The sequence below is a fragment of the Streptomyces sp. NPDC001568 genome (assembly GCF_042893755.1).
GTDB lineage: Bacteria > Actinomycetota > Actinomycetes > Streptomycetales > Streptomycetaceae > Streptomyces.
On the sequence record NZ_JBIAVF010000005.1, the window covers coordinates 351,654 to 377,171 of the forward strand.

Below are 25,518 nucleotides of genomic sequence, written 5' to 3' on the forward strand. Positions count from 1 at the left end.
CTGCCAGACTGTGTGCATGACACATGAACAGCAGTCGGGGGCGGGGGAGTCCGTGGCCCCGGAGCCCGTGAAGCCGGAGTCCGTGAAGCCGGAGCCCGGCCATGCGGGTTCCACCGTCCCGGAGTCCGCGCCCGTCCCGACCGAGGACCCGGCCGCCGCCAACGGACTGGCGTTGGGCGTATCGTCCGGCGTTTGCGTCGGGCTGCTCCTGGGACTCTTCGTGTTCGACAACATCGGACTCGGGTTGGCCCTCGGCCTGGCGGTCGGCAGCGGTATCGGCGTCGGCCTCCCGGCCCTGCGGCAGTCACGTCGGTCCGCCCCGACGAACGACGCCTGAGCCCGGTCCGCGCCCCGCGGACCGGGCTCCGGGGCACGGGGGAGAGGCGGAGCCGGCCGGATTCGAACCGGCGTCCTCACGGTTTTGGAGACCGCGCGCGACGACCTCTGCGCTACGACTCCGCCCCCCGCGCCCATCGTACGTGCGGGGTACGGCACCCCCGGCCGGCCCCTCCCGCCCTCGGCTGCGCCTCGGCTCCCGTACCGACGCCCGAGGACGATCGACACCCCCCGAACCGAGGCCTAGGAGCCGCTCGGTGACTGGAGGTTGAGCGACCGGTACTCGTCCAGCACGGTGTAGCCGGTGCTGTCGTACAGGCTCATCGCGACCTCGTTGCCGCCGAAGACGTTGAACATCATCGCCTCGTCGCCGCCGTGCCGGGACGCCCACTCGCCCACGGCCATCGCGGCCCGGCCGTAGCCCTTGCCGCGGTGTTCCTCGTACACCTCCAACGAGAAGCCGAAGGTCACACCCGGCAGGTACCCGTGCCGCACCCAGCCGGTGCCGACCACCTGCCCGTCCGCCTCCAGCGCGTAGAAGGCGTGACCGGGGGTCCGGTACCCCTGCGGGAGGTGGAGGGCGAAGTCCCGGTCGGACTTCTCCTTGGCCTGCTCCGGCGTCAGGACGCCGGCCCGGACGATGTCCGTGATGTACCCGGCCTCCTCGCCGGCGTGCCAGCCCGGGTACTCCTCCTCGGTGAGCGGACGGACCGTCAGGCCCGGGGGCAGCTCCGGCTTCTGGGCCGAGGCGCGCATCCGTATCTGCTGGCGTACGGGGTAGTCGGCGAACCCCCGGGCTCCGCCGGTGAGTCGGACCTCGACCCGGCGCGCGCCCTGCTCGGCGCACCAGCGCTCGGCCCAGGCGCGTCCCTCGGGCGCCGTCAGGTCGTGGATCCGGCCCACGGTGGCGCCGTTGTCCTCCTTCACTTCGACGGCGATCCACCCGGAGCCGTCCGTGGCCACCGTCCAGTCGTCGATGCCCTCCACGGCGCGCTCCAGCAGGGCCCGCGCGAGGGGCTCCGAACACCCCGCGGCGCGGTACCCCGCGAGCACCCGTTCATCGAACCCGGCCCGCCATGCGCCCTGGTCGGGCACGATCTCCATCACGTTCATCCGGCCACCCTAGACAGAGGGGGGTCGGTGAGCGCCTCAATTACGGCCGCGCGGGCGCCGGTCGGCGGCCGGTCGACGCGTTCGCGGCGCCGGACGGGGCGAGCGTGGCGCGCAGTTCCAGGTGGGGGCCGGTGAAGGCGGAGCGGAACCGCTGGTCGTGGGAGACCGCGACGATCGCGCCCGGGAAGGCGGCCAGCGCCTCCTCGAGTTCCTCGACCAGGGCCGGCGACACGTGGTTGGTCGGCTCGTCGAGGACGAGCAACCCCGCCGGGCGGGTCACGAGCCGTGCCAGCTCCAGCCGCCGCCGCTGCCCCACGGACAGGGCCGCCACCGGGACGTGCAGGTCATCGGGGCGGAACAGGCCGAGCGCGAGCAGCTCGTCGGCGTACTCGTCCGGGTCGCCCGGCCGCCCCTCGGCGAAGCCGTGCAGCAACGGGTGGCGCGCCGGGTCGAAGGCGACCTCCTGCGGGAGGTACCCGACCGACGTGTGACGTCGTACGGTGCCGTGGTCCGGTGCGATGTCACCCGCCAGTACTCCGAGCAGGGTCGACTTGCCCGCCCCGTTCGGCCCCGACACCAACAGGCGTGCCCCGGGGGCGACGACGAGCTCCGCCAGGGAGAGCCGGTCGCCCACCCGGACCCCGGCCAGTTCGGCGACGTACGGCACGTCCTCGGGCAGGGGCCTGCCGTCCTCCTCGATCCGGGCGGCGAACCGCAACCGCTCGGGGGGCGCCGCGACGGGCTCCCGCAGGAGCTGGTCCAGGTGCCTGCGCGCAGCCCTGACCCGGCCCGACAGCTTGGCTTCGTGCGAGCGCCGGTGCTTGCCGAAGCCCTGCCCGGGGTCCTTTCCGGTGGACGCCAAGCGCTGCCCGGCCGCGTCCACCAGCCGCTGCGTGCGGGCGAGTTCGTCCAGGTACTCCTGGTGGCGCTGCTCCCTCCCGCGACGGGCCGAGGCGAGAGCCGTGCGGTAGCCCGCCCAGCCGTCCCCGTACCGTGTGACGGTCCGCAGGTCCCGGTCCACCTCCAGCACCGTCGTCGCCACGCGCTCCAGGAACGCCCGGTCGTGGGTGATCACGACCAGGGTGCCGCGGTGCCCGTGGAGCCGCTCCGCGAGCCAGGCCACGGCGGGCGCGTCGAGATGGTTCGTCGGCTCGTCCAGCAGGAGCAGTTCCGGGGCGGCGCCGAGCACGCAGGCCAGGGCCAGCCGCGACTCCTCGCCCCCGGAGAGCGAGCCCAGGGTCCGTTCGCGACGGATGTGGCCGATGCCGAGCCCGTGCAGCGCGGCGTCGGTCCGGGCGTCGGCGGCGTAGCCCTCGCGGGCCTCGTAGGCGCCGACGAGGTCCCCGTACGCGTCGAGTTCCGTGGGGCCGGCGCTCGCGAGGGTGGCTTCGGCGGCCCGCATGCGGGCTTCGAGGGTCCGCAGTTCGTGCAGCGCGGCGTCGACGGCGTCCTGGACGGTGCGGTCGGGCCCGAGGGGGAGGGTCTGCGCGAGATGGCCGACACCACCGGGGAAGGAACGGGTGACCCGGCCGTCGTCGGGTTGTTCCGCTCCGGCGATCAGCCGCATGAGGGTCGACTTGCCGGAGCCGTTCTCGCCGATCACGGCGGCCTTCTCGCCCGGCCGCAGGGTGAAGGAGACCCGGTCGAGGACGAGCCGGTCGCCGTAGGACTTGGACACGTCACGCAGGGCGAGCTGGGACACGGTGACGGGGGCGGCGACGTGGGTGGGGGTGGTGGTGGCCCGGGATGTGGCAGAGGGGTGCGAGCGCATGGGACGTCCTTGGGTACGGGGGCCTGCTTCCTGGCGGCGGCGGACGGCACGAACCGGCGACCGGCCGTCGGAGGCCGACCGCGCCGGGGCCGTGCCCGGTGCTCAGAGGAAGAAGTGGCGCACGTACATGCCGGCCAGTGTAGGACGGACCGGACCGTCTCGTCTTTCCCTTTTTCGGACCCACCCGCCGGCGGGCGCAGGAGCGCGCCGCCCCGACGCCCCCACGGAAACCCTCCGCCCGTGCCGTCACCCGAACGCCGGCGGTTCGAGCCCCCTCGATGCCCCGCGCGGTGCGGGCGGGTACTCAAGTGGACCTGAGTACGTCCGCTCTGCCGGGGGCGGGTGGGGGAGTCGAGACTGGGGCCATGCGCAATGGAATGCAGAAGCCCGTACGCGAACTGTTGGTGACCCTGCTGCTCTTCATGGTGGCGGTGGCCGCATGGGCGGGGTGGCTGGGGTGGGATCAGGAACGTGACGTGCAACCGGACGGTTCCACGACCGGCCCGTACGAGGTGTGGCAGGTGATCGGGCTCGTGCTGACCCTGCTGGTGGCGGTCTACTGGGCGGCTTCCCGTCAGTACGTCACGGCCGCCGTGCTCGGCACGAGCGCGGGGTTGGCCGTTGCCGCCTTCTACGACTGGTCGGATGACGGAAGCGGCCTCTACGTGCTCGGCGTCGGCATGATTCTCATCGGCAGTCTGGTCGTGACCGGCGGGCTCTCCCTGCTGATCGCCTCGTGGAAGAAGAGGGCCGGTCCCCGCCGTCAGCCCTGAGGACGCGCGACGCGTCAGCGCCCCCGCCCAGGGTCCCGTCAGCCGATCGCGGCCAAGGCGGCGCGTACGACGCGGCACAGTTCCTCGTCGAGCGGGATGCTCCCGCCGTAGCGGCGCTCGGAGGCGATGACCGCGGTGAGGGCGGGCACGGCTGCCGCGGCCGGACGGCCGATCGCCCCCAGGGCGTTGATGACCCGCAGCAGGAGCGGATCCGCCCCGTACTCCGACAGTCGTCGCAGCTCGGGGAGCAGAGTGGTCACCGCGGTGTCCGCGTCGCCCGTCAGTCGCCACCACGCCTCGGCCGCGCCGACCCGGGTCCATTCGCCGAGGCTGCCGAGGAGCGGTTCGACGTCGGCGGAGCAGTCGGCGGCGAGCGGGCCCAGGTCGGCGAGGTGGGACAGCACCACCCGGCCGCGGCCGGTGCGGGCCGCCGCACCGATGACGTCGACCGCGATCCCCGGATCGCCCGTGACCCGCCAGTGCGCCCAGGCCGCGGTCTGGGCACCGTGCCAACGCCGGGGCTCGCGGTAGTCGTGCTCCGGGAAGCGCCGCGGGCGCAGGTCGCCCCGTGCGAGGTCGGCGAGCAGGCCGGCCGCGTCGCCCGCCGCGGATCCGATGCCTCCGAGCACCGCTGCCGCCCCCCGCGCGTGCGGGGTGACGAGCAGCCCGATCAGCTCGGGAGTGCCCGGAGCGGCGGCCGGACCCCAACCGGCGAGGACCTGCAGGGTTTCCTCCGGCCGCGCCCCGGCGAGCCGTACCCGCAAGACGGGCAGGATCTCCGGGGCCCACCGCGCGGGCAGGGAGGTGACGCCCAGCCAAGGGGAGTGGGCCCGCTTCAGGAAGAGGGGCAGGGCCCGCGGGTCACCCGCGCCGATGAGGCCCCGTACGACGTCGTCGGCGACGGGCCGTTCCAGCCAGGCGAACGGGAGCAGCAGATCGGTGTACGGGTGGATCCGTGTGCCCGCCCGCGCGATGATCTCGGCGGCGGCGCCGGCGACGAGGGAGTCCTCGGCCGCGAGTGCCTCGACGACCGTTTCCCACGTCCCGGTCGGCGGGTTCCGCCTCGTGCGCAACAGGTCGCCGGCCCGTTCCACGTCCCGTTGACGCGGGGCCGTGCACCTGGCGCCCGCACGCCGGGTGGCAACCTCCCGCAGGTGCGCCGCCCGGCCGGTCGTCAGCTGCGCGGCGCGGGCGGTGAGCCGTACGTGTGGATCCGCGTGGTGCAGCCAGCACTCCCACCAGTGCTCCGGAGGGGGCGTGCCGAGCGCGGCCAGCACCTCGCCGGCCGCGCGGAGCTGGCAGCCCAGCACATGGGGATCGGCCTCCACCTCGGCCTGTCGACGAAGCGATGCGAACGTCTCGGGGTCGGCGGCCCGTACGTGCTCCACCGCCGCGGCGGCGGCCGACCGGACCTCGGGGCAGTCGTCGGCGAGGAGACCGGCCGCAGCGCGCTGGGCGTCGACCAGCACGGCCTCCAGAGCGCGGGTGTCCGTGCGCAGGGAGCCCGCGCGCAGGGCGCCGGCGATCCCCGCGACCGCGTCGAGGACGCCGATCCGGCGCCTGCGGTCGAGCTCGGGAAGCATGACCGACAACTCCGAGAGCAGCGGACGCACCAGGCTCGGGGTGCGCCACCAGGCCAGATACGGCTCCAGGCGCATCCACGACACCCGGCGGCTGCCGGGCGTGAGCAGTCCGCGGAGCAGCCCGGGTATCACCTCGTGTCCCTCGGCGACGTTCTCCAGGACGTACCAGGGTTCATCGGATCCGGCCCCGCCCACGGCGGCCGACGCCCTGGCGCCCCGGTCGCTCCGCCGCCGCCACAACCGGCTCACCCTGTCGATCACGCTCGGCAGCGTACCGGCGCCGGACTCATCCGTTCGATCCGTTCGATCAATTCCTCGAATTCAGGTGCTCCCGCGAGCTCTGCCCGTGCCGGGGGGTCGGTGCCCGTCCGGTGGCGTCGCCGCCGTCGAGGAGTTCCCCTACCAGCGCCGCGACCTGCTCCGTCTCGATGAGGAACCCGTCGTGGCCGAACGGTGAGGCGATGACCCGGACCCCGTCCGCCGAGGGGATGCCCGCCGCCAGTTCCTCCTGTTGCGACAGCGGGTACAGGCGGTCGGAGTCCACTCCCGCCACCAGCGTCCTCGCCTCGACCCGGCCGAGGGCCGCGCGCGTGCCGCCCCGGCCCCGACCGACGTCATGGGCGTTCATCGCCTCGCACAGGACGACGTAACTGGCCGCGTCGAACCGCCCGACCAGCTTCGCCGCCTGGTGGTCGAGGTACGACTCCACCTGGTAGCGGCCACCGAGCCACGGGTCCTCCAGGTCCTGCGGGCGGTGGCCGAAGCGGGCTTCGAGTTCCCCGGCGGCGCGGTAGGTGGTGTGGGCGATGCGGCGGGCGATGCCGAGACCGGTGTGCGGGCCGCGCCCCGGTCCGGCCTCGTGGTAGTCGCCGCCCCGCCAGTGGGGGTCGGCGCGGATCGCGTGGAGTTGCGCCGAGGTCCAGGCGATCTGGTCGGCGCTCGCCGCCGCGGGGCAGGCGAGCAGCAGCAACGCCTCGACCCGCCGCGGAAACGACACGGCCCACTCCAGGGCCCGCATCCCGCCCATGGACCCGCCGACCACCAGCGCCCACCGGTCGATCCCCAACGCCTCGGCGAGCCCGGCCTCGGCGCGCACCTGGTCGCGCTGGGTCAGCCGGGGGAACGAGCCCGCCCAGCGGCGCCCGTCGGGACGCGGCGAGGCGGGCCCGGTGCTGCCCTGGCAGCCGCCGAGGACGTTCGGTGCGACGACGAACCAGCGGTCCGTGTCCAGGGCCAGGCCCGGGCCGACCAGGCCGTCCCACCAACCGGCAGTGGGGTGCCCGGGCCCGGCCGGCCCGGCGACGTGGCTGTCGCCGGTGAGCGCGTGCAGCACGAGGACCGCGTTCGAGGCGTCGGGCGCGAGCCGGCCCCACGTCTCGAACGCCAGCGTCACGCCCGGCAGCCGACCACCCGCCTCCAACGGCAGCTCACGTACGGGCTGGTGCCACTGCCTGCGTCCCGGCGGGTCCCCCTCCCGCCATGCGCCGGTGGCCGGAGGGGGAGCCGCCGGGGCACCCGCCCCCGGCGGGGTCGGCCCCTCGGGGTTCAGGACGCCTCCTTCGCCGCGCGGAAGCCGGCCTCCAGGTCCGCCTTGAGGTCGGCGAGGTTCTCGATGCCGACGGAGAGGCGCACCAACCCCGGCGAGGTTCCGGTGGCCGCCAACTGCGCCTCGTCGAGCTGGCTGTGGGTGGTGGAGGCGGGGTGGATGATGAGGCTGCGCACGTCACCGATGTTGGCGAGGTGGCTGAAGAGCTCGACCGCGTCCACGAAGCGCTTGCCCGCTTCGGCACCACCCTCCAACTCGAAGGAGAGCACGGCGCCTGCGCCGCGCGGCAGGTAGCGGCGCCCGGCCTCGTACCAGCGGTTGGAGGGCAGACCGGGATAGTGCACGACCGAGACCTCGTCGCGTCCCTCCAACCACTCCGCCAGCGCCTGCGCGTTGGAGGTGTGGCGCTCCAGGCGCAGGCTCAGCGTCTCCACCCCCTGGAGGAGCAGGAAGGCGGAGTGCGGCGCGATCGCCGGGCCGAGGTCGCGCAGCAGTTGCACGCGCAGCTTGACCGCGTAGGCGCCCGGCCCCAGCGCGGGCCAGTAGCGCAGGCCGTGGTAGCTGGGGTCCGGCTCGCTGAAGTCGGGGAAACGCTCGGCGTGCGCGCCGAAGTCGAAGGTTCCGGCGTCGACGACGACACCGCCGATGGTGGTGCCGTGGCCGCCGAGGAACTTCGTCGCCGAGTGCACGACGACGTCGGCGCCGTGCTCGATGGGGCGCAGGAGGAACGGGGTGGGCACGGTGTTGTCGACGATCAGCGGCAGCCCGGCGCCGTGCGCCACGTCGGCGACGGCGCGGACGTCCAGGACGTTGCCGCGCGGATTGCCGAGGGTTTCCGCGAACAGGGCCTTCGTACCGGGCCGGATCGCGGCCCGCCAGGCATCGAGGTCGTCCGGGTCGTCGACGAAGGACACCTCGATGCCGAACTTCGGCAGCGTGTGCCGGAAGAGGTTGTACGTGCCCCCGTAGAGGGAGGCGCTGGAGACGATGTGGTCGCCCGCGCCGGCCACGTTCAGGATGGCCAGCGCCTCGGCCGCCTGGCCCGACGAGAGGGCGACCGCGGCGACTCCGCCTTCGAGTGCGGCGATCCGCTGCTCGAAGACGTCCTGGGTGGGGTTGTGGATGCGGGTGTAGATGTTCCCGGGCTCGGCGAGGGAGAAGAGGTCGGCCGCGTGCTGGGTGTCGCGGAAGACGAACGAGGTGGTCTGGTAGATCGGTACCGCCCGCGCACCGGTGGTCGGGTCGGGGGCGGCCCCCGCGTGCAGCTGCTTCGTCTCGAACGACCAGGCGGAGGTGTCGGGTCCGCTCGCCTCGTCCTGGGGCGTGTGACCTGCGGTGACGGCGTCGATCGGCTGGCTCATGCTTCTCCTTGGTACGCGTACGGAAGCCCGGCGGGGCAGGGGGTGGGCAGGGACATGGGATGCCGAGGAGCGGCGGGGCGTGACGGGGGACCGATGTACGGAGCCCGTACCCACGGGGGTGTTACGGCGCGGGAGGGTTCACCGCTGGGCAGCGCGTCGGGGGCCGGTTCCGCAGCGGGACGGCCTCAGCGCACGGTGCGCGGGAAGCGGGGAGAGGGGCGACCGGGGTCGCGGCGCCGCGTCAGAGGGCGGCGGGACAGGCCGTGGTCGTGACACGCACGTAGTCCACGTGGCGGCGGGTCACAAGTACGGTCATGACCTCAGGGAACCACAGTTGCAGGGCCCGCACCAGCGGCTTCGCGAACGCGGTGATGAACATCCTGCAACGGACAACCGGAAGCCGAGCGGCGGCGGTTCGACCGGCCGGGCCGGGTGTCGGCTCCCCGCCTCAGAGCTCGATCCCCCCGGTCGCGAGCGCCGCGATCCCCGCGACGGCGCCGGCGACGGAGACGACGAGGATGACCGCCTCACGCCGGGAGAACAGCCTGCGGCCCTGCTCGCGCCGTGCCATCACGAACAGGACGGTCGCGGGCGCGTACAGGATGAAGGAGATCAGCACGTACTTCAGACCCGCCGCGTAGATCAGGAACGCGGTGTAGAGGGTGGCCAGTACGGACACCACGAGCTCGCGCCGGCGGCTCCCACCGGCCGTGTCAGCGGGTGAGAGGGCCACCTTCACGCCGAAGGCGGCGGCGAGGAGGAAGGGGATCAGGGAGAGGGCGCTGGTCAGGTCGAGGGCGAAGTTGAAGGCGTCGTCGGAGAACAGGGTGACGATCAGCACGATCTGCGACAGCAGGGTCGTCATCACGAGGGCCGGCACCGGTACGTCCTGGGCGGTGGCGCGGCCGAGGAAGCGCGGCATGTCCTTGTCCTTGGCGGCCACGAACAGCACCTCGGCCGCCATCAACGTCCAGGCGAGATAGGCCCCCAGGACGGAGACGACGAGCCCGATGCTGATCAGCACCTTGCCCCAGGTGCCGACGGCGGCCTCCAGCACCCCGGCCATCGACGGCTGGCGCAGCTCCGCGATCTCGCTCATCGGCAGGATCCCGTAGGAGACGACCGTGACGGACGCGAACACGGCGAACACGCTCAGGAAACCGAGGATGGTGGCGCGCCCGACGTCCTCGCGGCGCTTGGCGTGCCGCGAGTACACGCTCGCCCCCTCCACGCCCAGGAAGACGAAGACGGTGGCCAGCATCGTGCCGCGCACCTGGTCGAACAACGAACCCGCGTAGTCGGCGCCCGCGAAGTTGTCGGCGAACACACCGGGGTCGAGACAGAAGAGCGCCAGCAGGATGAAAACGATGATGGGGACGAGTTTGGCGACGGTGACGACCCTGTTGATCGCCGCGGCCTCCTTCACGCCCCGCCGGATGAAGGAGAAGAACGCCCACAGCCCGACGGACGACAGGACGGCCGCCAGGATCGTGTCGCCGTCCCCGAGGGCCGGAACGACAGCTCCGACCGTGGACATGATCAGGACCCAGTACGTCACGTTCCCGACGCAGGCGCTCGCCCAGTAGCCGAAGGCCGAGAAGAAGCCCAGGTACTCGCCGAACCCGGCCTTGGCGTAGGCGTAGACGCCCGCGTCGAGGTCGGGTCGGCGGACGGCGAGCGTCTGGAAGACGAAGGCGAGCATCAGCATGCCCGTACCGGCGACCGCCCACGAGATCAGCGCGCCGGCCACGCCCGTCTCCTGGGCGAAGCGGCGCGGCAGGGAGAAGACGCCCGCGCCGACCATGGAGCCGACGACCAGGGCCGTCAGGGTGAAGAGGGGGAGTTTGGCCGCGGCCACGGAGTCAGGTGACGCGTTGGTCGGTTCTGCCTGGGACATGCGGTTCCTCGACGGCGCTCGGGGGTTGTCGGCTGTGTGCGGCGGTCCGCCGGAGGGTCGCGGTTCCCGGGCGAACGGGAGCCCGTGACCTCAGAACGTCACGGGCTCCCTGATGAGGGGGCACGTCATGCAGTGCCCGCCGCCGCGACCCCTGCCCAGTTCGGCGCCGACGATGGTGATCACCTCGACGCCCGCCTTGCGCAGCAGCGTGTTGGTCTGGGTGTTGCGGTCGTAGGTGAAGACGACGCCCGGCTCCAGTGCGACGGCGTTGTTGCCGCTGTCCCACTGCTGCCGTTCGGAGGCGTACTCGTCACCGCCGGTCTCGATGACCCGCAGGGAGGGAAGCCCCAGGCCGGCGGCGACGACCTCGACGAAGGACCGCGCCCCCTCGTCGGTCACGTGCACCGCGGCCGGTGCGTCACCGGGACGGAGGGTGAACGTGTGCACGGAGTCCATGATCTTCGGGTAGAGCGTGACGATGTCGCGGTCGGCGAAGGTGAAGACGGTGTCCAGGTGCATCGCCGCCCGCAATTTCGGCATGCCGGCCACGATGACCTGCTCGGCCGCCCCGTTGCGGAACAGCGACTCGGCCACCTGGGTGACGGCCTGACGGGACGTGCGCTCGCTCATTCCCATGAGGACCACTCCGTTGCCGACGGGCATGATGTCCCCGCCCTCGAACGTGGCCTGCCCCCAGCCCTGTTCGGGGTCGCCCCACCAGACGGTGGCGTCCTTGAAGTCGGGATGGAACGTGTAGACGGCCTTCATGAGCAGCGTCTCGTCATGCCGCGCCGGCCAGTACAGGGGGTTCAGGGTGAGCCCGCCGTACAGCCAGCAGGTGGTGTCCCTCGTGTACAGGGTGTTGGGCAGCGGCGGCATCAGGTACTCGCGCACGCCGGTGGACTCGCGGGCCAGCGCGAGGTACGGCGTCCGGAACTCGTCGGGGAGGTCCGTCGTGGCGAGCCCGCCGATGAGGAACTCGGCCAGCCGGGGCGGGGCGAGGGACTCCAGGAAACCGCGCGTGCTGTCGATGAGTCCGATCCCGACCTCGTTCGGCACGATCTTGCGGTCCAGCAACCAGTCCCTGGCGCCCGGGACCGCCAGCGTCTCGGCGAGGAGCTCGTGGAGCTCGACCACCTCCACCCCACGCCCGCGGAGCTTGTTCACGAAGTCGGCGTGGTCGCGCTGGGCGTTCTCCACCCACATCACGTCGTCGAACAGGAGGTCGTCGGCATTGCTCGGGGTCAGTCTCCGGTGAGCCAGACCGGGTGCGCACACGAGCACCTTGTGCAGCCTTCCGACCTCGGAATGCACGCCCAGGACGCCCGCCGCAGAGTTCATGACTCTTCCTTGTCGTAGCCGAATGTGCGGGCATCGTCGCACGGTGTGGCCGTCTCGAGGCTCCGCGGCGGGGAGACCCCGGGGCGATGAACGCGCATGGAGTAAGAGGTCCGTTTCCGCCCCCCCTCGCTCGTCAGGCGGAAGATCCAGTAGGGGCGTAGCGTGGAGCCGCGGGACAACCGAGAGTCCGCCCGCAGCAGGGCCCGCAGCGCCGAAACGGGGGTCGTGCCTCATGGTGGGAGCCCAATCACCCGAAGTCGCCGAGGAGGCCCCGGCGGTCCGCGCGGCCGAGGACATCCCGGCGGTGCACGTGGACGTCGCGCTCAACGTCAACGGCGAGGACCGCTGTGCGACGGTCGACACCAGGTTGTCGCTCCTGGACGTTCTGCGGGAACACCTGGGCCTGACCGGAGCCAAGGCCGGCTGCGAGCGCGGCCATTGTGGCTGCTGCACCGTTTTGGTGAACGGCCGGCGCGTGTACAGCTGCCTGACCCTCGCCGTGGCCTGCGGCGGCGCGCGCGTCGTGACGGTGGAGGGCCTCGGTGGGCCGGATCTCCACCCGTTGCAGGAGGCGTTCATCACCCGTGACGCCTTCCAGTGCGGCTTCTGCACCCCCGGCCAACTGTGTTCCGCGATCGGGATGCTCGACGAGGCCGCCCGCGGATGGCCCAGCTCCGTGACCGGGCGGCCCGGCGCCGGACGACCCCTGTCGGCGCCGGAGATCCGTGAGCGCATGAGCGGGAACCTGTGCCGCTGCGGCGCGTACCAGAACATCGTCGCGGCGATCAGGGACGTGGCGATCACGGACGTCGCGATCGCGGACGTGGCGCCGTGACGCGCGGGTCCATCGGCGAGTCCCCTCCGCGACGGGAGGCCCGGGAGAAGGTCACGGGCAGCGCTCGCTACACCGGAGACGTGGCCCTGCCGAACCTGGCGCACGTGGCGGTGGTTCCGGCGGAGATCGCTCACGGGCGGGTCACGGCCGTTCACCCCGAGGACGCCCTCGCCCGGTCGGGAGTACTGGCCGTGCTGCACGGGGCCAACTGCCCCCGTCTGAACGGGACGGGCAGCGCCGACCTCGCCGTCCTCCAGTCCCGATCGGTCGTCCACCGGGGCCAGTTCGTCGCCGCGGTCGTCGCCGAGTCACCTCGGATCGCCCACGAGGCGGCGCGGACGGTGCGCGTCGACTACGCGCCCGCTCCGCACCGCCTCAGCCCGGACACCCCGGGGGACGGGTTCCACCGGCCGCCGGACCACGGCCCCTTCTTTCCCACCGACTGCTCGCACGGCGACGTGGAGTCTGCCCTGTCACACGCACCGGTACGGATCGAGGCCACCTACACCACTCCCCCCTACCACCACCACGCCCTCGAGCCGCACGGGACCGTCGCGTACTGGCACGACGGCGCGCTGACCGTCTTCGACACCACGCAAGGGCCCTCGGGCACGCGCGACATCCTGGCGCGGCTCTTCGGGATCAGCCCCGACCAGGTCCGGGTCATCGCCCGTCACGTGGGGGGAGGCTTCGGTTCGAAGGCCGCACCGCGAGCCCATCTCGTCCTCGCCGCCGTGGCGGCACTCGCCGTCGGACGGCCGGTCAAGACCGCCCTCACCCGGGAGCAGCTCAGCGTCGTCGCCGGGTACCGACCTCCGACCGTGCAGCGCATCCGTCTCGGGGCGGAGGCGGACGGACGGCTCCTGGCCGTGTCGCACGTGTCGTTCGAGCAGACGTCCGTGACGAGTGACCACTGCGAGTACCCGGCCGCGCCCACCCGCACGATGTACGCGGCGCCGAACCGCGAGACCAGGCACTGGCGGACGAGGCTGAACGTTCCGTCCCCGACCTGGATGCGCGCGCCGGGCGAATGCCCGGGGATGTTCGCGCTGGAGTCCGCCATGGACGAACTCGCCGTCGCGTGCTCCGTCGACCCGGTCGAGCTGCGCCTGCGCAACGACACCGCGAACGATCCGCACAGCGGCCGGCCCTTCAGCACCCGCAACCTCGCCGCCTGCCTGCGCCTGGGGGCGGAGCGGTTCGGCTGGGCCGACCGGGACCGCCTCCGCGCGGAACACGGCGACAGGCGCCGGCTCGTGGGCATGGGCGTCGCCGCGTCGACCATTCCGCAGTACCGGTTCCCCTCCCGGGCGAGCGCGCGCACCGACGGCCTCGGCCACTACACCGTGCGCATCGCGGCGGTGGACATCGGTACCGGGGCGCGCACGGTCCTGGCGCAGATCGCTGCCGACTCCCTGCGCGTCGACGCGGCACGGGTCACGGTGGAGGTCGGCGACAGCGCCTACCCGGCGGCCAGTTGGGCCGGGCGGTCGAGCGGAACGACGTCGTGGGGGACAGCGGTGGTGCGCGCCTGCGAGGGTCTGCGCTCCGCCATCGGACGGTGCGGCGGCCACGTACCGGACGGCGGCCTCGAAGCCGTCGCCGACACCCTCGACGAACTCGCCACGCCGCGCACCCACTCCCAACACGCCTTCGGGGCACAGTTCGCCGAGGTGAGCGTGGATACGTCGACCAAGGAGATCCGGGTGCCGCGCATGCTCGGCGTCTTCGCCGTGGGCCGCGTGATCAATCCCGTCACGGTGCGATCGCAATTGGTCGGCGGCATGGTCATGGGCCTCTCGATGGCGCTGTGCGAGGTGGGTGTCATCGACCGGACGTACGGGCACTTCCACACCCGCGACCTGGCCGCCTACCACGTGGCGACCTTCGCCGACGCTCCCGGGATCGAGGCGGTCTGCATCGACGAGGAGGACTTCCACACGAGCCCCATGGGGTCCAAGGGCGTCGGCGAGATCGGCATCGTCGGGACGGCGGCGGCCATCGCCAATGCCGTCCACCACGCCACCGGTCACCGGATCCGCGGCCTGCCGCTCGACGCGTGCGCTCTGATGGACGCGGCGGCATCGGGAAACGGGACATGAGGCCGTTCCGATACGAGCGACCCTCCACCGTGCGGGAGGCCGTCGAGCTGGTCGAGGGCGATCCCGATGCCGTGTACGTGGCCGGTGGCACCAACCTCTTCGACCACCTCAAGCTGGGCATCGACCGACCGCACCTGCTGGTGGACGTCACCGGCCTCGCCCTGGACGGCGTCGAGGCGCTCTCCGGAGGCGGCGTACGCATCGGAGCCACCGTCCGCAACGCCGATCTCGCCGCCCATCGCGAGATACGCGAGCGCTACCCGGTCGTCTCGCAGGCGCTCCTGGCCGGCGCCTCACCCCAGTTGCGCAACATGGCCACCCTGGCGGGGAACCTGATGCAGCGCACGCGGTGCCCGTACTTCCTGAACGTGGAGACCCCGTGCAACAAGAGGGAACCCGGATCCGGCTGCGCGGCCGCGCAGGGCCATGCCGAGCACAGTGCCGTACTGGGCGCGTCGCGGAGCTGTGCGGCCGTGCACCCCTCCGACCTGGCCGTGGCCCTGTGCGCCGTGGACGCGACGGTGTGCGTACGGGGCCGAGCGGGCACGCGCCGCATTCCGGTCACCACCTTGTACCGGTTGCCCGGGAACCACCCGGAGCGTGACACCGTGCTCGGGCACGGAGAACTGATCACGGCGGTCGAGCTGCCCCCGCTGCCGATGGCGGCCCGCTCCCGCTACCGCAAGGTGGGTGACCGGGCCTCCTTCACCTTCGCGCTGGCGTCGGTCGCCGTGGCGATCGATCTCGACGGGGGCACGATCAAGGACGCGCGCGTCGTCTTCGGCGGACTGGCGACCAAGCCGTGGCGCGCGACGCGCGCGGAAGCCGTCCTGCGGGGCGCCCCGGCGGAGGCGGACCGGTTCGTGGCGGCGGCGGTCGAGGAACTCTCCGCCGCCCGTACGGTCCCCGCCAACGCGTTCCGGGTTCCGCTCGCTCGCGACACGCTGGTGGCCACCCTCCGCGAGCTGTGCGGGGAGGACTGAACGGGTTCCACCGGGCACCGCCGTCGACGTGGGCGTCCCCTCACCCGCGATCGTCCGACCTCCGGTCCGACCCGGCGAACTTCCGGGGCAGGAGGGCAACCGCCACAGCCGCGGCGAACAGCACCGCAGCGCCCACGTAGAACGCGGCCGACACGGCAGTGGTGACCGCGCCCCTGAGCGCCGGCAGCAGATCGGCGGGGATCCCGGTGGGCAGGGGGGAACCGTGCTGCGCCGCCGCGACCGCCCTACCGATGGACCGCTCGATCCGGTCGAAGCGGTCGGAGGGCAGCCGGCCGTCCCGCTGCAGGATCTGCTGGAGTCGGGAGCTCTGCAGGTGCGCCACGATCGCGCCCATGACCGCGAGACCCAGAGCCGCGCTGATCTCCCGACCGGTCTGGATGATCCCCGCCGCATAGCCGCGCATGCTTGGGGTGGTGCCGCCCAGCGCGGTGGTCCAGGCCGGGCTCACGCAGAGCCCCATGCCGATGCCCATCGCGCAGAAGGAGGCCACCAGCCAGCCGTACTCCTGTCGGTGCAGGGCCGCCGCGGCGGACAGCAGGGCCGCCACGCACAGACCCATGCCGATGCCTAGGGGAACGCGCGGCCCCCGGCGATCGCAGAGCCGTCCGCCGAGGGGCGCGAACACGACGGTGGGGAGAGTGAGCGGCAATACGGCGACACCGGCTTCGAAGGCGGACATGCCCCCGACGTCCTGGAGCCAGATGACCCCGAACACGGCGAATCCCACGAATGCGAAACGCACCGTGGAAATGACGGCGGCGCCCACCGCGAACTCCTTGTCGGCGAACAGCTCGAAGTGGATGAGCGGACGGGCGATCCGGCGTTCGCGTACGACCAGGAACGTCATCAGCGCGCCCGAAGTGGCGAGCAGCGAGACGACGGCGACCGAGGACCATCCCCAGTACCGCGCCTGCATGAGAGCCAGGACCAGGCACACCAGAGCGCCGATCAGCAGGGGCGCGCCCGCCCAATCGACTCGTTCGCGCCGTGGCGGCTCGTCGTCGAGCAGGAGGCGCGCGAGGACCACCGCGGCGATGCCGATGGGCGGGTTGACGAAGAAGATCGCACGCCAGGAGAACGCCGACGTCAGCACGCCCCCGATCAGCGGAGCCGTCCCGTAGAAGAGGGTGGAGATGCTGGACGAGATGCCCATGGCCTGGCCCCGGTCCCGGGGCCCGAACTCCTTGAAGATCAGTACCTGGGACGCGGGCCGAAGGATCGCCGCGCCGACGCCCTGGACCGCGCGCGCGGCGATGAGCCAGGCCTCGGACTGGGCCATCCCGGCGGCGATCGACGCCACGACGAACAGCAGCGTGCCGAAGCGGAAGGTGCGCTCGTGCCCCAGGACGTCGCCGATGCGTCCGCCGATCACGCTCATGGCGGCGAAACCGAGCAGATACGCACTGATGATCCACTGGAGCCCGGTGGGCGAGGCGTCCAGACTCCGTTGGATGGTCGGGAGAGCCACCAACACGACCAGGGCGTCGATGGCGATCATCGACGAAGCACAGGCCATCACGCCCAGGACCCACCATGGGCGACGCCTGCTCATGAATTGCTGCCGGCGTTTCACGCGATCTCTTCCGGTGGATCCCGAGCGGCGGACCCCCGCGAACCGGGCGGGAATTCGGCTCGCATCGACAGGGCAGCAAAAAGTATCAGGACGGGTACGAATTCCGTCGCGCGGACACGAACCCCGCGAGCGCGCTCGATCGAGCCGGTCGGGGCGCGCGGGGCCGGCTGTTCGTCGCGTCGTCGTGCGGCCGGTCGTCGTGTGGCCCGTTCGGAGCAGGGTGAGATGTGGGCGGGCCGGGTCGGGGCTACGTTCCGTTGGTATGACGTCCATATCAGGCGACCGGGAATCCGGTCCCACCCGCCGCGCCCTGCTCCTCGCCGGCGCGGGAACGGCCCTGGCCGCGGGATGCGCCCCCGGCGGTACGTCCGGCGCCGCCGCGCCCGTCCTGCGCGCCACCCCGACGCCGAGCGCCTCCGCCTCCGCCGCCGGGGCGGATCCGACCCCCGGCGTGATGACGCTGTTCAAGGACCCGGCGTACAACTTCAACGGCCTCCTCGCGCTCGGTGGCTCCGGCGCCGGCTCGGCCGAGGTCGGCGAGGTCCTCACCGCGGTGAACACGATCAACCAGGCGGGCCTCTCCGCGCAGACGTACGTGGAGACCTTCCGCAAGCTCGGCGATCAGCTGCTGAAGGCGCCACCGGGCGCCCCGGCCGACGACCAGACCAAGCGGTTCCGGGCGCTGCGCGCCGCCCAGTACTACGGCCAGGCGTTGTTCTTCGTCCTGGGGTCCGACGATCCGGGCAGCGAGGAGCAGCTGTACCGGTCGGGTCGCAGGGCCTGGGACGCCTTCTGCGACCTGTGCGAACCCGCCCCGGTGAAGGCCGCCGTCCCGTACGGCTCGACGCCGCTGCCGGTGTGGTTCTTCCGGCCCGACACGTCGAACACCCCGCGCCCCACCGTGATCCTGACCAACGGCAGCGACGGCCAGAACGTCGACATGTGGACCTACGGCGTCCCCGCCGCACTCGAACGGGGCTGGAACGCGCTCGTCTACGACGGTCCGGGCCAGGGGCAGCTGCTCTTCGTCGACCAGGTGGTGTTCACCCCGACCTGGGAGAAGGTCGTCACCCCGCTCATCGACTGGCTGTCCGCCCGCCCCGACGTGGACACCGGCAAGATCGCCCTGACCGGCCTGAGCATGGCCGGGGACCTCGCACCGCGGGCCGCGGCCTTCGAGAACCGGCTCGCCGCGCTGGTGGCGATGCCCGGCTGCGTCGAGCCGTGGCTGGGCTTCCCGCCCGAGATCCGGCAGATCCTCACGCCGAACAAGGAGGAGACGAACAACATCTGGAACAAGGAGGTCGTCCCCGAACTGCCTCCGGACGCCGCCGCCGTCATGAAGAAGCGCTTCGAACCGTTCTCCGTCCCGGCGATGCTCGATGCCCGCCGGGGCAAGCTGTTCACCGACTTCTACACGCCCGCCACCCGCATCCAGGCACTGGCCATCACCTCCGTCGTCAGCCGGATCACAACGCCCACCCTGGTCCTGGACTACGACGGCGAGCAGTTCTACCCCGGCCAGCCACGGCAGTTGTACGACAAGCTCACCTCTCCCAAGGACTACGTGAAGCTGACCGCGGCCCAGGGCGCGCAGCTCCACTGCTCGCCGATGGCCCCTCAGTTCCACTGCGAGGTCGTCTTCGACTGGCTCCAGGAGACGATGTCGGGCGGCTGACCCGTCGGCGGACGGGCAGCGCGGCCCCGGGCCGGGACGTCCGCCGTCGGGGTCAGGGTGGTGTGGGCGAGTCGCGTCGCATCCGGTCCAGGCGGCGGATGACGGGTGTGGCGGCGGCGCCGTGCAGGAAGACGGACAGCAGCACGGTGAACGCGACGACGGACCACAGCTGATCCGCGTAGGTGGCGAAGCGGTCGCTGTGGCCGAGCGCGTAGGCCAGGTAGAACAGCGAGCCGATGCCGCGGATGCCGAACAGGGCCGTGACCACGCGCTCGCGCGGCCCGGTGGCGGCGCCGAGCAGGCCCACCCATCCGGCGAGCGGTCGGACGACCAGCACGAGCAGGACGCCGACCAGGGCGCCCTGCCAGGTCAGTGCGGCCAGACCGTGTTCGACGAGGTAGGCGCCGAGGAGGAACAGCAGGAAGACGGTGAGCAGCCGTTCGATCTGCTCGGTGAACTCGTGCAGCACCTTGTGGTAGCCGTGGTTGCGTTCGGCGGCCCGGATCGTGCAGGCGGTGACGAAGACGGCGAGGAACCCGTAGCCGAGGAGGAGTTCGGCAGCGCCGTACGCCACGAACGTCGCGCCGAGCGCGACGAACCCCTCCATGTGCTCGGAGAGGCGCAGCGCGGACGGCCGCGCCCGGAAGAACATCCTGCCCAGCAGCCATCCCGTGACGATGCCGACGGCGACGCCGATGGCGATCCGGGCGAGTACGTCGACCAGGAACCAGTGCCCGATCCAGCCCGCCCCCGAGGCCCCGCCGCCGGCCGCGGCCAGAGCGAGGGCGGCGAGTACGAAGGGGAAGGCGAGCCCGTCGTTGAGACCCGCCTCGGCGGTCAACGAGAACCGGACCTCGTCCTCGTCGTCCTCCACGTCGGTGGGCTCGCCCACCCGCACCTCCGCCGCCAGCACCGGGTCCGTCGGCGACAGGATCGCCGCGAGGAGCAGTGCCGGGGCGAGCGGCCAGTCGAGCAGCAACACGCCGGCGGCGGTCATCGCGGCGATGGTCAGCGGCAGGCTGATGCCGAGGAGCCGCCACGGGCCCTGCCAACGGCGAAGTCCCACCGGCCGGTTGAGGGCGAGTCCGGCTCCCATCAGGGACACGATGACGCACAGTTCGGTGGCGTGCTCGACCCAGAGCCGGTCGCGCCCCGGTTCCACGATCGGCAGGGGCAGGAGCGCTGCCAGGGCGCCCGCGGCGAGGAAGACCATGGGCATGGACAGCGGTTGTCGGAAGACGAGCCGGGGGATGACGGCCGCGCCGAGCGCGCCGATCCCCACGGCCAGGTACACGACGTCGGAGAGTGTCATTGCCCCCATCCTCCCCGACGGGCCCCTCAGCCGCAGGAAGCGGTCCTGTCGCGCGGGCCACGTCGGCGCAGCGCGGTGACGACGAGGACGAGCACGACCGCGGCGCCGTACGCGAGGTTGCTCACCGTCGCCCGGTAGCCGAACTCCGGGGCGAGGACGTAGACGGCGGCCCCCGCGAACGCGATGCCCAGCCACTCCCAACGCCCGTCCAGCGCCACCAGGGCGACCAGGAGCAGGGCGTACCAGCAGTACCCGGGCGTCAGCAGCGCGAAGGCCCAGCCGGTGACGAGGAGGGCTCCGCTCCACGGCCGGCGCGGGTCCCCGCGCCACATCACGTACCCGCACACCGCCGCCAGGACGGCCAGGAGCGCGGGGAACGCCCAGGCGTCGGGCAGCGCCAGGCGCAGCAACGAGTACCGGGAACCGGACTCGGGGTCCTGGTAGCCCTCCTCCTCCACGTAGCCCCCCAGGTATCCGAGGACCGAGCCGTGCGAGAGCAGGACGTACGGCAGGTAGGCGAGCGCCGTGAAGGCGGCGGCGGGGAGCAGGACGGCAGCGGCGTCCCGCACGCGGCGCACCCCGGACAGGGCCCCCGGCAGGACGATGGCGGGCATCAGCTTGGTGGCGACGGCGGCGCCGAGGACCAGGCCCCCGGCGATCCGCCGGCCGATTCCGGGTGCGGCGACGGCCCCTTGGGCGGCGGCGACTTCTCGCGCGACGACTCCTCGCCGGGCGATGGCTCCTCGCGCGGCGACCAGGCCGAGGCCGGCCACCGCGAGCAGGACGCCCAGCACGTCGATGTGCGCGTTGTTGACCGCCTCGATGGGCACGGCCGGACACCAGGCCCAGTACGCGACCCCGCGCAGGCCACCGCCGCGCCGGCGCACGATCAGCAGACAAGCGCCCGTCACCCCGAGGGAGATCAGGGCGCCGCCGATCTGGAGCGGCTTGTACCGGGACCCCTCGGGCGCCAGCCGGTCCACCGCCAGGAAGTAGACCTCGGCGACGGGCGGGTAGATGGTGTTGACGGCCGGCCGGTTGATCCGCGTGCAGTGGCGCACCTCGCCCGTATGGGGGACGGGCGCGAGGCCGGGGCCGGTGCAGAGCGGGCCGGTGGGGAACAGCCACGGGTCCCGCAGCGGGAGGAGCGCGGGGTCCTGCGGGGTGTGGTCGTACGGCGAGATCCCGGCGGACTGGACACGACCGTCCCACGCGTAGCGGTACGAGTCCGTGCTGGTGCGGGGCGCCGCGACCAGGCCGGTCACGGTGACGGCGACCGCCCCGGCGAGGACCAGCGGCACCACGTGCCCGGCCGGGACCCGACGCAGCGCGAGCAGGGCGAGGACGAACAGGACCCAGCAGGCCCCGTACCCCAACAACAGGCCGACCGGATCCGTGAAGTAGCCGTCGTGCCGCACGGTCAGGACGAGAGCCGTGACGAGAGCGGCGAGGACGGCGGAGGCGAGGAGGGTGCGCGGGTTCACCTGCGCAAGCGTTCCATCACATGGCCCTCCGGCGGCCCGCGACGCCGCGACGTCCGCGTTCCGTAAGGTGTCGCGGCAGCCCACCGACCCGTTGGCGGGGGTGTGATGGAGACATGCGCTTCACATTGCCCCCCGGCCCGCCGATCACCTTCAAGGCGCGGCTGCACGACGCCCGCACCGCGACGGCCATCGGCCGGTGGCTCGCGGTCGCCTTCGTCGTCTGCTTCGCGACCGGCCTGCTGAGCCACTTCCTCCAGCATCCGCCGGGATGGGCCGCCGACCTGCTGCCGAGCCGCCCCTTCTGGGGCTACCGGCTGACCCAGGGACTCCACGTGGCCTCGGGCATCGCCGCGATCCCCCTGCTGCTGGCGAAGCTGTGGACGGTGTACCCGCGCCTGTTCGCCTGGCCGCCGGTGCGCTCCGTCCTGCACGCGCTGGAGCGGCTGTCCGTGGCGGTGCTCGTCGCGGCCTCCCTGTTCGAGCTGTTCACGGGGTTGTTGAACACCTTCCAGTGGTACCCGTGGCCGTTCAGCTTCGTGCCGGTCCACTTCGCCGTCGCCTGGGTCGTCATCGGCTCCCTGCTGCTGCACATCGCGGTGCAGTGGCCCAAGATCCGGGACCACTTCACCCTCGGCTCGCCCGGCACCCTCGCCCTTCCCGAGGCCGACGGAGCGGACCGGCGCCAGTTCCTGGTCGGGCTGGCGGCAGCGGTCGGAGCGGTCACCCTGACGACGGTGGGGCAGTCCGTGACGGCGCTCGGCCGGTTCGACCTGTTCGCCCCGCGCAGCCCCGCCCACGGCGTCCAGGGCCTGCCGGTGAACCGTACGGCCGCCGCCGCGCGCGTCACCCGCGACTCCCTGTCCGACTGGCGGCTCACCGTGGCCGGCCCCCGCCCCCTCGCCCTGACGCTGGAGGAGCTGCGCGCCCTGCCCCAGCACGAGGTGACCTTGCCCATCGCGTGCGTCGAAGGCTGGAGCAAGTCCGCCCACTGGACCGGCGTACGGGTCCGTGACCTGCTGGAACTTGCCGGCGGCGGCCCCTCCTCGCGGGCCCGGGTGGTGTCCTTGGAGGCGGCCGGCGCGTACCGGGTGATGGACATGGGCCGGCTCTACGCACAGGACCCGCTCACCCTGCTCGCGCTGCGCCTGAACGGGGAGGTGCTGTCGCTCGACCACGGCTATCCGGCGCGCATCATCGCCCCCAATCGGCCGGGCGTGCTGCAGACCAAGTGGGTCGGCCGACTGGAGGTGCGGTGATGCGGATCCGGTACCTGTGCGGAGCCCTCGGACTGGCCCTCATCGGCTGGGGCTGCCTGCTGCTGAGCCGACAGCCCCAGCCGTGGCGGATCATCGTCTGGCTGGGGGGAGCCCTCGTCGTGCACGACGGTTTCATCGCCCCCCTCGTGATCGCCGTCGCCGCCCTGACCGCGGCGGCCGGCCTGCGGCTGCGCGGAGTCCCGCGCGCCGCCCTGATCGTCGCGGGCTCGCTCACCGCGATCGCCCTGCCCCCGCTGCTGCGTCCGGGCGCCGCGGCCAACGCGACGGCGCTGCCCCTGGACTACCTGCGCAACTGGCTGCTGACGATGGCGGCCATCATCGTGCTCACCCTCGGGTACGAGGGCACCCGAGCCCTCCTGCGCCGGGCCCGCCGCAAGCCCTGAGCGGCGACGTACGGCACGCGGCGGACGAAAGGCCGGGCGGGATCCAGGAGGCCCTGGATCCCGCCCGGCCTTTCACGACGGCTACGGCGACGGCGGCGACAGCGGCTACGGGGCCGGCTCCGCGGTCCGCCGCCTCAACGCCGCAGGTGCACGAAGTGCCGCCCCGCCGCCTGCCACGTAGCCGACGGTGTCCAGCCCGCGGCCTCGGCCGCGGCGCACAGGGCGCGGGTGCCGAGCCGGGCCCACCAGAACGGCGATCCGTGACCGCCGCAGCCGTCCTCCACCTGCACCTCCACGCGTTCGTCCACGTCGGCGGAGGCCACCTCCACCAGCAGGGAACCGTTCGACGCCGCCAGCTCGGCCGCACGGCGCAACAGCCGGCCGGGGTCGCCGCCGATGCCGATGTTGCCGTCGATGAGCAGCACCGTGCCCCAGCGGCCCTCGCTCGGCAGCGGGTCGAAGACGGAGCGGCACAGGGCGCTGCCGCCCGCGCGCACGGTCCGGGACACCGCCTCCGGCGTCACGTCCACCCCCAGCGCCGGCAGTCCCAGCCGGGCGAGGGCGGCGACGAGCCGGCCCGGGCCGCAGCCGACGTCCAGCACCGACCCGGTGCAGCGGGCCAGCACCGTGTCGTCGGCCCCGTCCGCGTCGGCGCACCAGCGCTCGACCTCCAGCGGGAGCAGCCAGCCGTCGCCGCGGCGCAGGTAGAGCGGCCCGCGACCCGACCGCAGGGCGTCGACGTACGGGTCGGCCTGCCAGGGACGGCCGGTCGATCGCGTCAGCTGAGCGGTCACGGGGTCACCCCGCACAGTTCGGCGTACCGGTGTGCGAAACGCGACCCGGGGGCCGTCGCGGCGACCCGCGCCGCATCGGCCGGGGTGTCCACGTCGCACAGCTCGGGCAGGTCCCGTACGGCGAGGCCGGCGGCGGTCAGGCGACGTCGCTGCACCTCGCCGGTGTCCGGTACGGACATGGGGACCCCACGCAGCAGCGCCGGGTCCGGGGCGGCCAGGCCGAGGGCCCAGAACCCGCCGTCGTCCGCCGGTCCGAACCAGGCGTCCGCCTCGGAGAAGTCCAGCCCCCGCCGGAGGTGGTCGGGCGTGACCTGCGGGGTGTCCATGCCGACGAGCAGGGCGGGACCGTCCGCCAGCGCGAAGGCGGCCGCGAGCCGGGCGTCCAACCCGCCCGCGCACTGCGGTACGACCTCGATGCCGCACGGGAGCCACGCCCCCGGTTGCCCGTCCAGGACCAGGATCCGGCGCCGGGCCGGCGTCGCCAGGACCGCCGCGAGGGTGTCCTCCAGCGCGGCACGCGCCAGATCGGCGGCCTCCTCCGGCGTGAACGTCGTGGTCAGACGGGTCTTGACGCGTCCCGCGACGGGCGCCTTGGCGATGACGAGCAGGGTGCTCACGCGGACACCCCCCGTACCCGCGCGCTGCCGGCGACAGCCGGTTCGGCCAGTACCCGGCGCATGTCGCGCACGGCGTGCCACGTGCCCCGCCAGGTCCCCGTGACCTTCGACTTCCCGGCGCGCGGCAGGTACGGGACGTCCGTCTCCGCGACCCGCCAGCCCGCGTCGGCGGCCCGCACGACCATTTGCAGCGGGTACCCGCTGCGCCGGTCGGTCAGGTCCAGGCCGAGCAGGGCCTCCCGGTGGGCGACCCGCATCGGGCCGAGGTCGTGCAACCGCAGTCCGGTGCGGCGGCGCAGCATGCGCGCGAGCGCGAGGTTGCCGGCTCTGGCGTGCGCGGGCCACGCGCCACGGCCCTGCGGGCGGCGCCGGCCGAGCAACAGGTCCGCCTCGCCGGCCGCGACCCGCGTCGCCATCGCGGCGAGCAGGCCGGGGTCCATGGAGGCGTCGCAGTCGCAGAAGCAGACCAGGTCGGCACGGGCTGCCAGCAGGCCGGCGTGGCAGGCCGCGCCGAAACCGCGCCGGCTCTCGTGCACGACGGTCGCCCCGAGCCGGCGGGCGATCTCCGCGGAACCGTCGGTCGAGCCGTTGTCCACGACGATGGCCCGCCACCCGACCGGCACGCGCGCCAGCACCCAGGGAAGGGCTTCCGCCTCGTCGAGGCAGGGCAGTACGAGATCCGCGCGGGGCGGAGCACAAGCAGAAGGAGTCACCCTCCACACCGTAGGAACCGGACAG

At 72.9% G+C, this 25,518-nt stretch carries 22 protein-coding genes and 1 tRNA gene; 8 read left to right on the plus strand and 15 right to left on the minus strand.

All coding sequences use genetic code 11. From position 1 onward, the window contains the following. Positions 1-16 precede the first annotated feature (16 nt). Positions 17-337, plus strand: coding sequence for a hypothetical protein (locus ACFY0I_RS11925; RefSeq protein ID WP_388893390.1), 321 nt, complete (start codon positions 17-19; stop codon positions 335-337). Positions 338-384: 47 nt separating this feature from the next. On the opposite strand, the gene ACFY0I_RS11930 is transcribed toward ACFY0I_RS11925, so the two are convergent. The 3 genes from ACFY0I_RS11930 to ACFY0I_RS11940 all read right to left on the minus strand — a co-directional run bounded on the left by ACFY0I_RS11930 (position 385) and on the right by ACFY0I_RS11940 (position 3,220). Beyond that, a tRNA-Trp gene (locus ACFY0I_RS11930) sits at positions 385-459 on the minus strand. A 120-nt stretch (positions 460-579) separates the two neighbouring features. Further along, positions 580-1,449, minus strand: a complete 870-nt coding sequence (locus ACFY0I_RS11935; RefSeq protein ID WP_388893392.1) for a GNAT family N-acetyltransferase — start codon at positions 1,447-1,449, stop codon at positions 580-582. Between the two features lie 40 nt (positions 1,450-1,489). Then, a complete protein-coding gene (locus ACFY0I_RS11940; RefSeq protein WP_388893394.1) occupies positions 1,490-3,220 on the minus strand; it encodes an ABC-F family ATP-binding cassette domain-containing protein in 1,731 nt (576 codons plus the stop codon). 365 nt (positions 3,221-3,585) lie between these two features. Between ACFY0I_RS11940 and ACFY0I_RS11945 the strand changes: the two genes are divergently transcribed. After that, complete coding sequence (locus ACFY0I_RS11945) at positions 3,586-3,993, plus strand: hypothetical protein (RefSeq protein ID WP_388893396.1); 408 nt, start codon at positions 3,586-3,588, stop codon at positions 3,991-3,993. A gap of 38 nt (positions 3,994-4,031) precedes the next feature. On the opposite strand, the gene ACFY0I_RS11950 is transcribed toward ACFY0I_RS11945, so the two are convergent. The 6 genes from ACFY0I_RS11950 to ACFY0I_RS11975 form a co-directional block, all read right to left on the minus strand. After that, a complete protein-coding gene (locus tag ACFY0I_RS11950) occupies positions 4,032-5,837 on the minus strand; it encodes a hypothetical protein (RefSeq protein WP_388893398.1) in 1,806 nt (601 codons plus the stop codon). A 46-nt stretch (positions 5,838-5,883) separates the two neighbouring features. Continuing rightward, the gene (locus tag ACFY0I_RS11955) at positions 5,884-7,125 is read right to left on the minus strand and encodes a homoserine O-acetyltransferase (RefSeq protein WP_388893586.1); all 1,242 of its coding nucleotides are present in this window, start codon (positions 7,123-7,125) and stop codon (positions 5,884-5,886) included. Next, on the minus strand, positions 7,122-8,483 hold the full coding sequence (locus tag ACFY0I_RS11960; protein WP_388893400.1) for a bifunctional o-acetylhomoserine/o-acetylserine sulfhydrylase: 1,362 nt from the start codon (positions 8,481-8,483) through the stop codon (positions 7,122-7,124). The genes ACFY0I_RS11955 and ACFY0I_RS11960 overlap by 4 nt, the downstream gene beginning before the upstream one ends. 241 nt (positions 8,484-8,724) lie before the next feature. After that, positions 8,725-8,862 carry a hypothetical protein gene (locus tag ACFY0I_RS11965; RefSeq protein ID WP_388893402.1) on the minus strand — a complete coding sequence of 46 codons (138 nt, stop codon included), beginning with the start codon at positions 8,860-8,862 and terminating at the stop codon, positions 8,725-8,727. A 69-nt stretch (positions 8,863-8,931) separates the two neighbouring features. Beyond that, positions 8,932-10,380, minus strand: a complete 1,449-nt coding sequence (locus ACFY0I_RS11970; protein ID WP_388893404.1) for a basic amino acid/polyamine antiporter — start codon at positions 10,378-10,380, stop codon at positions 8,932-8,934. Positions 10,381-10,470: 90 nt separating this feature from the next. Beyond that, positions 10,471-11,721, minus strand: a complete 1,251-nt coding sequence (locus ACFY0I_RS11975; protein ID WP_388893406.1) for an arginine deiminase — start codon at positions 11,719-11,721, stop codon at positions 10,471-10,473. A 232-nt stretch (positions 11,722-11,953) separates the two neighbouring features. Between ACFY0I_RS11975 and ACFY0I_RS11980 the strand changes: the two genes are divergently transcribed. Genes ACFY0I_RS11980 through ACFY0I_RS11990 form a run of 3 tightly spaced genes read left to right on the plus strand, consistent with a single transcriptional unit; the run spans position 11,954 to position 15,641 of the window. After that, on the plus strand, positions 11,954-12,556 hold the full coding sequence (locus ACFY0I_RS11980; protein WP_388893408.1) for a 2Fe-2S iron-sulfur cluster-binding protein: 603 nt from the start codon (positions 11,954-11,956) through the stop codon (positions 12,554-12,556). Next, entirely contained in the window at positions 12,553-14,658 is a 2,106-nt protein-coding gene (locus tag ACFY0I_RS11985) for a xanthine dehydrogenase family protein molybdopterin-binding subunit (RefSeq protein WP_388893410.1), read from the plus strand. Before ACFY0I_RS11980 ends, ACFY0I_RS11985 begins: the two co-directional genes overlap by 4 nt. Further along, entirely contained in the window at positions 14,655-15,641 is a 987-nt protein-coding gene (locus ACFY0I_RS11990) for an FAD binding domain-containing protein (protein ID WP_388893412.1), read from the plus strand. The genes ACFY0I_RS11985 and ACFY0I_RS11990 overlap by 4 nt, the downstream gene beginning before the upstream one ends. A gap of 40 nt (positions 15,642-15,681) precedes the next feature. Here the strand turns inward: ACFY0I_RS11990 and ACFY0I_RS11995 are convergent, their stop codons facing one another. Continuing rightward, the gene (locus tag ACFY0I_RS11995; protein WP_388893414.1) at positions 15,682-17,508 is read right to left on the minus strand and encodes an MFS transporter; all 1,827 of its coding nucleotides are present in this window, start codon (positions 17,506-17,508) and stop codon (positions 15,682-15,684) included. Here ACFY0I_RS11995 and ACFY0I_RS12000 point away from each other — a divergent pair. After that, on the plus strand, positions 17,498-18,913 hold the full coding sequence (locus tag ACFY0I_RS12000) for an alpha/beta hydrolase family protein (RefSeq protein WP_388893416.1): 1,416 nt from the start codon (positions 17,498-17,500) through the stop codon (positions 18,911-18,913). The two genes, ACFY0I_RS11995 and ACFY0I_RS12000, sit on opposite strands and share 11 nt — an antisense overlap. A gap of 52 nt (positions 18,914-18,965) precedes the next feature. Here ACFY0I_RS12000 and ACFY0I_RS12005 read toward each other — a convergent pair whose 3' ends face one another. Next, positions 18,966-20,225 (minus strand): cation:proton antiporter, encoded by a 1,260-nt coding sequence (locus tag ACFY0I_RS12005; RefSeq protein WP_388893418.1) that lies wholly within the window; start codon positions 20,223-20,225, stop codon positions 18,966-18,968. Positions 20,226-20,251: 26 nt separating this feature from the next. Then, a complete protein-coding gene (locus tag ACFY0I_RS12010; protein ID WP_388893420.1) occupies positions 20,252-21,709 on the minus strand; it encodes a glycosyltransferase 87 family protein in 1,458 nt (485 codons plus the stop codon). A 113-nt stretch (positions 21,710-21,822) separates the two neighbouring features. Here ACFY0I_RS12010 and ACFY0I_RS12015 point away from each other — a divergent pair, with 113 nt between their 5' ends. Next, positions 21,823-22,965, plus strand: coding sequence for a molybdopterin-dependent oxidoreductase (locus ACFY0I_RS12015; protein WP_388893422.1), 1,143 nt, complete (start codon positions 21,823-21,825; stop codon positions 22,963-22,965). Next, entirely contained in the window at positions 22,965-23,369 is a 405-nt protein-coding gene (locus ACFY0I_RS12020; protein ID WP_388893424.1) for a hypothetical protein, read from the plus strand. The genes ACFY0I_RS12015 and ACFY0I_RS12020 overlap by 1 nt, the downstream gene beginning before the upstream one ends. Positions 23,370-23,503: 134 nt before the next feature. Here the strand turns inward: ACFY0I_RS12020 and ACFY0I_RS12025 are convergent, their stop codons facing one another. From ACFY0I_RS12025 to ACFY0I_RS12035, 3 genes are read right to left on the minus strand one after another with little or no spacing between them, the layout of a single operon-like run. Beyond that, entirely contained in the window at positions 23,504-24,163 is a 660-nt protein-coding gene (locus ACFY0I_RS12025; RefSeq protein ID WP_388893426.1) for a class I SAM-dependent methyltransferase, read from the minus strand. Continuing rightward, positions 24,160-24,780, minus strand: coding sequence for a DUF2064 domain-containing protein (locus tag ACFY0I_RS12030; RefSeq protein WP_388893428.1), 621 nt, complete (start codon positions 24,778-24,780; stop codon positions 24,160-24,162). The genes ACFY0I_RS12025 and ACFY0I_RS12030 overlap by 4 nt, the downstream gene beginning before the upstream one ends. Continuing rightward, positions 24,777-25,493: a glycosyltransferase family 2 protein gene (locus ACFY0I_RS12035; RefSeq protein WP_388893430.1), complete on the minus strand. Its 717-nt coding sequence runs from the start codon at positions 25,491-25,493 to the stop codon at positions 24,777-24,779. The genes ACFY0I_RS12030 and ACFY0I_RS12035 overlap by 4 nt, the downstream gene beginning before the upstream one ends. Positions 25,494-25,518: the final 25 nt, after the last annotated feature.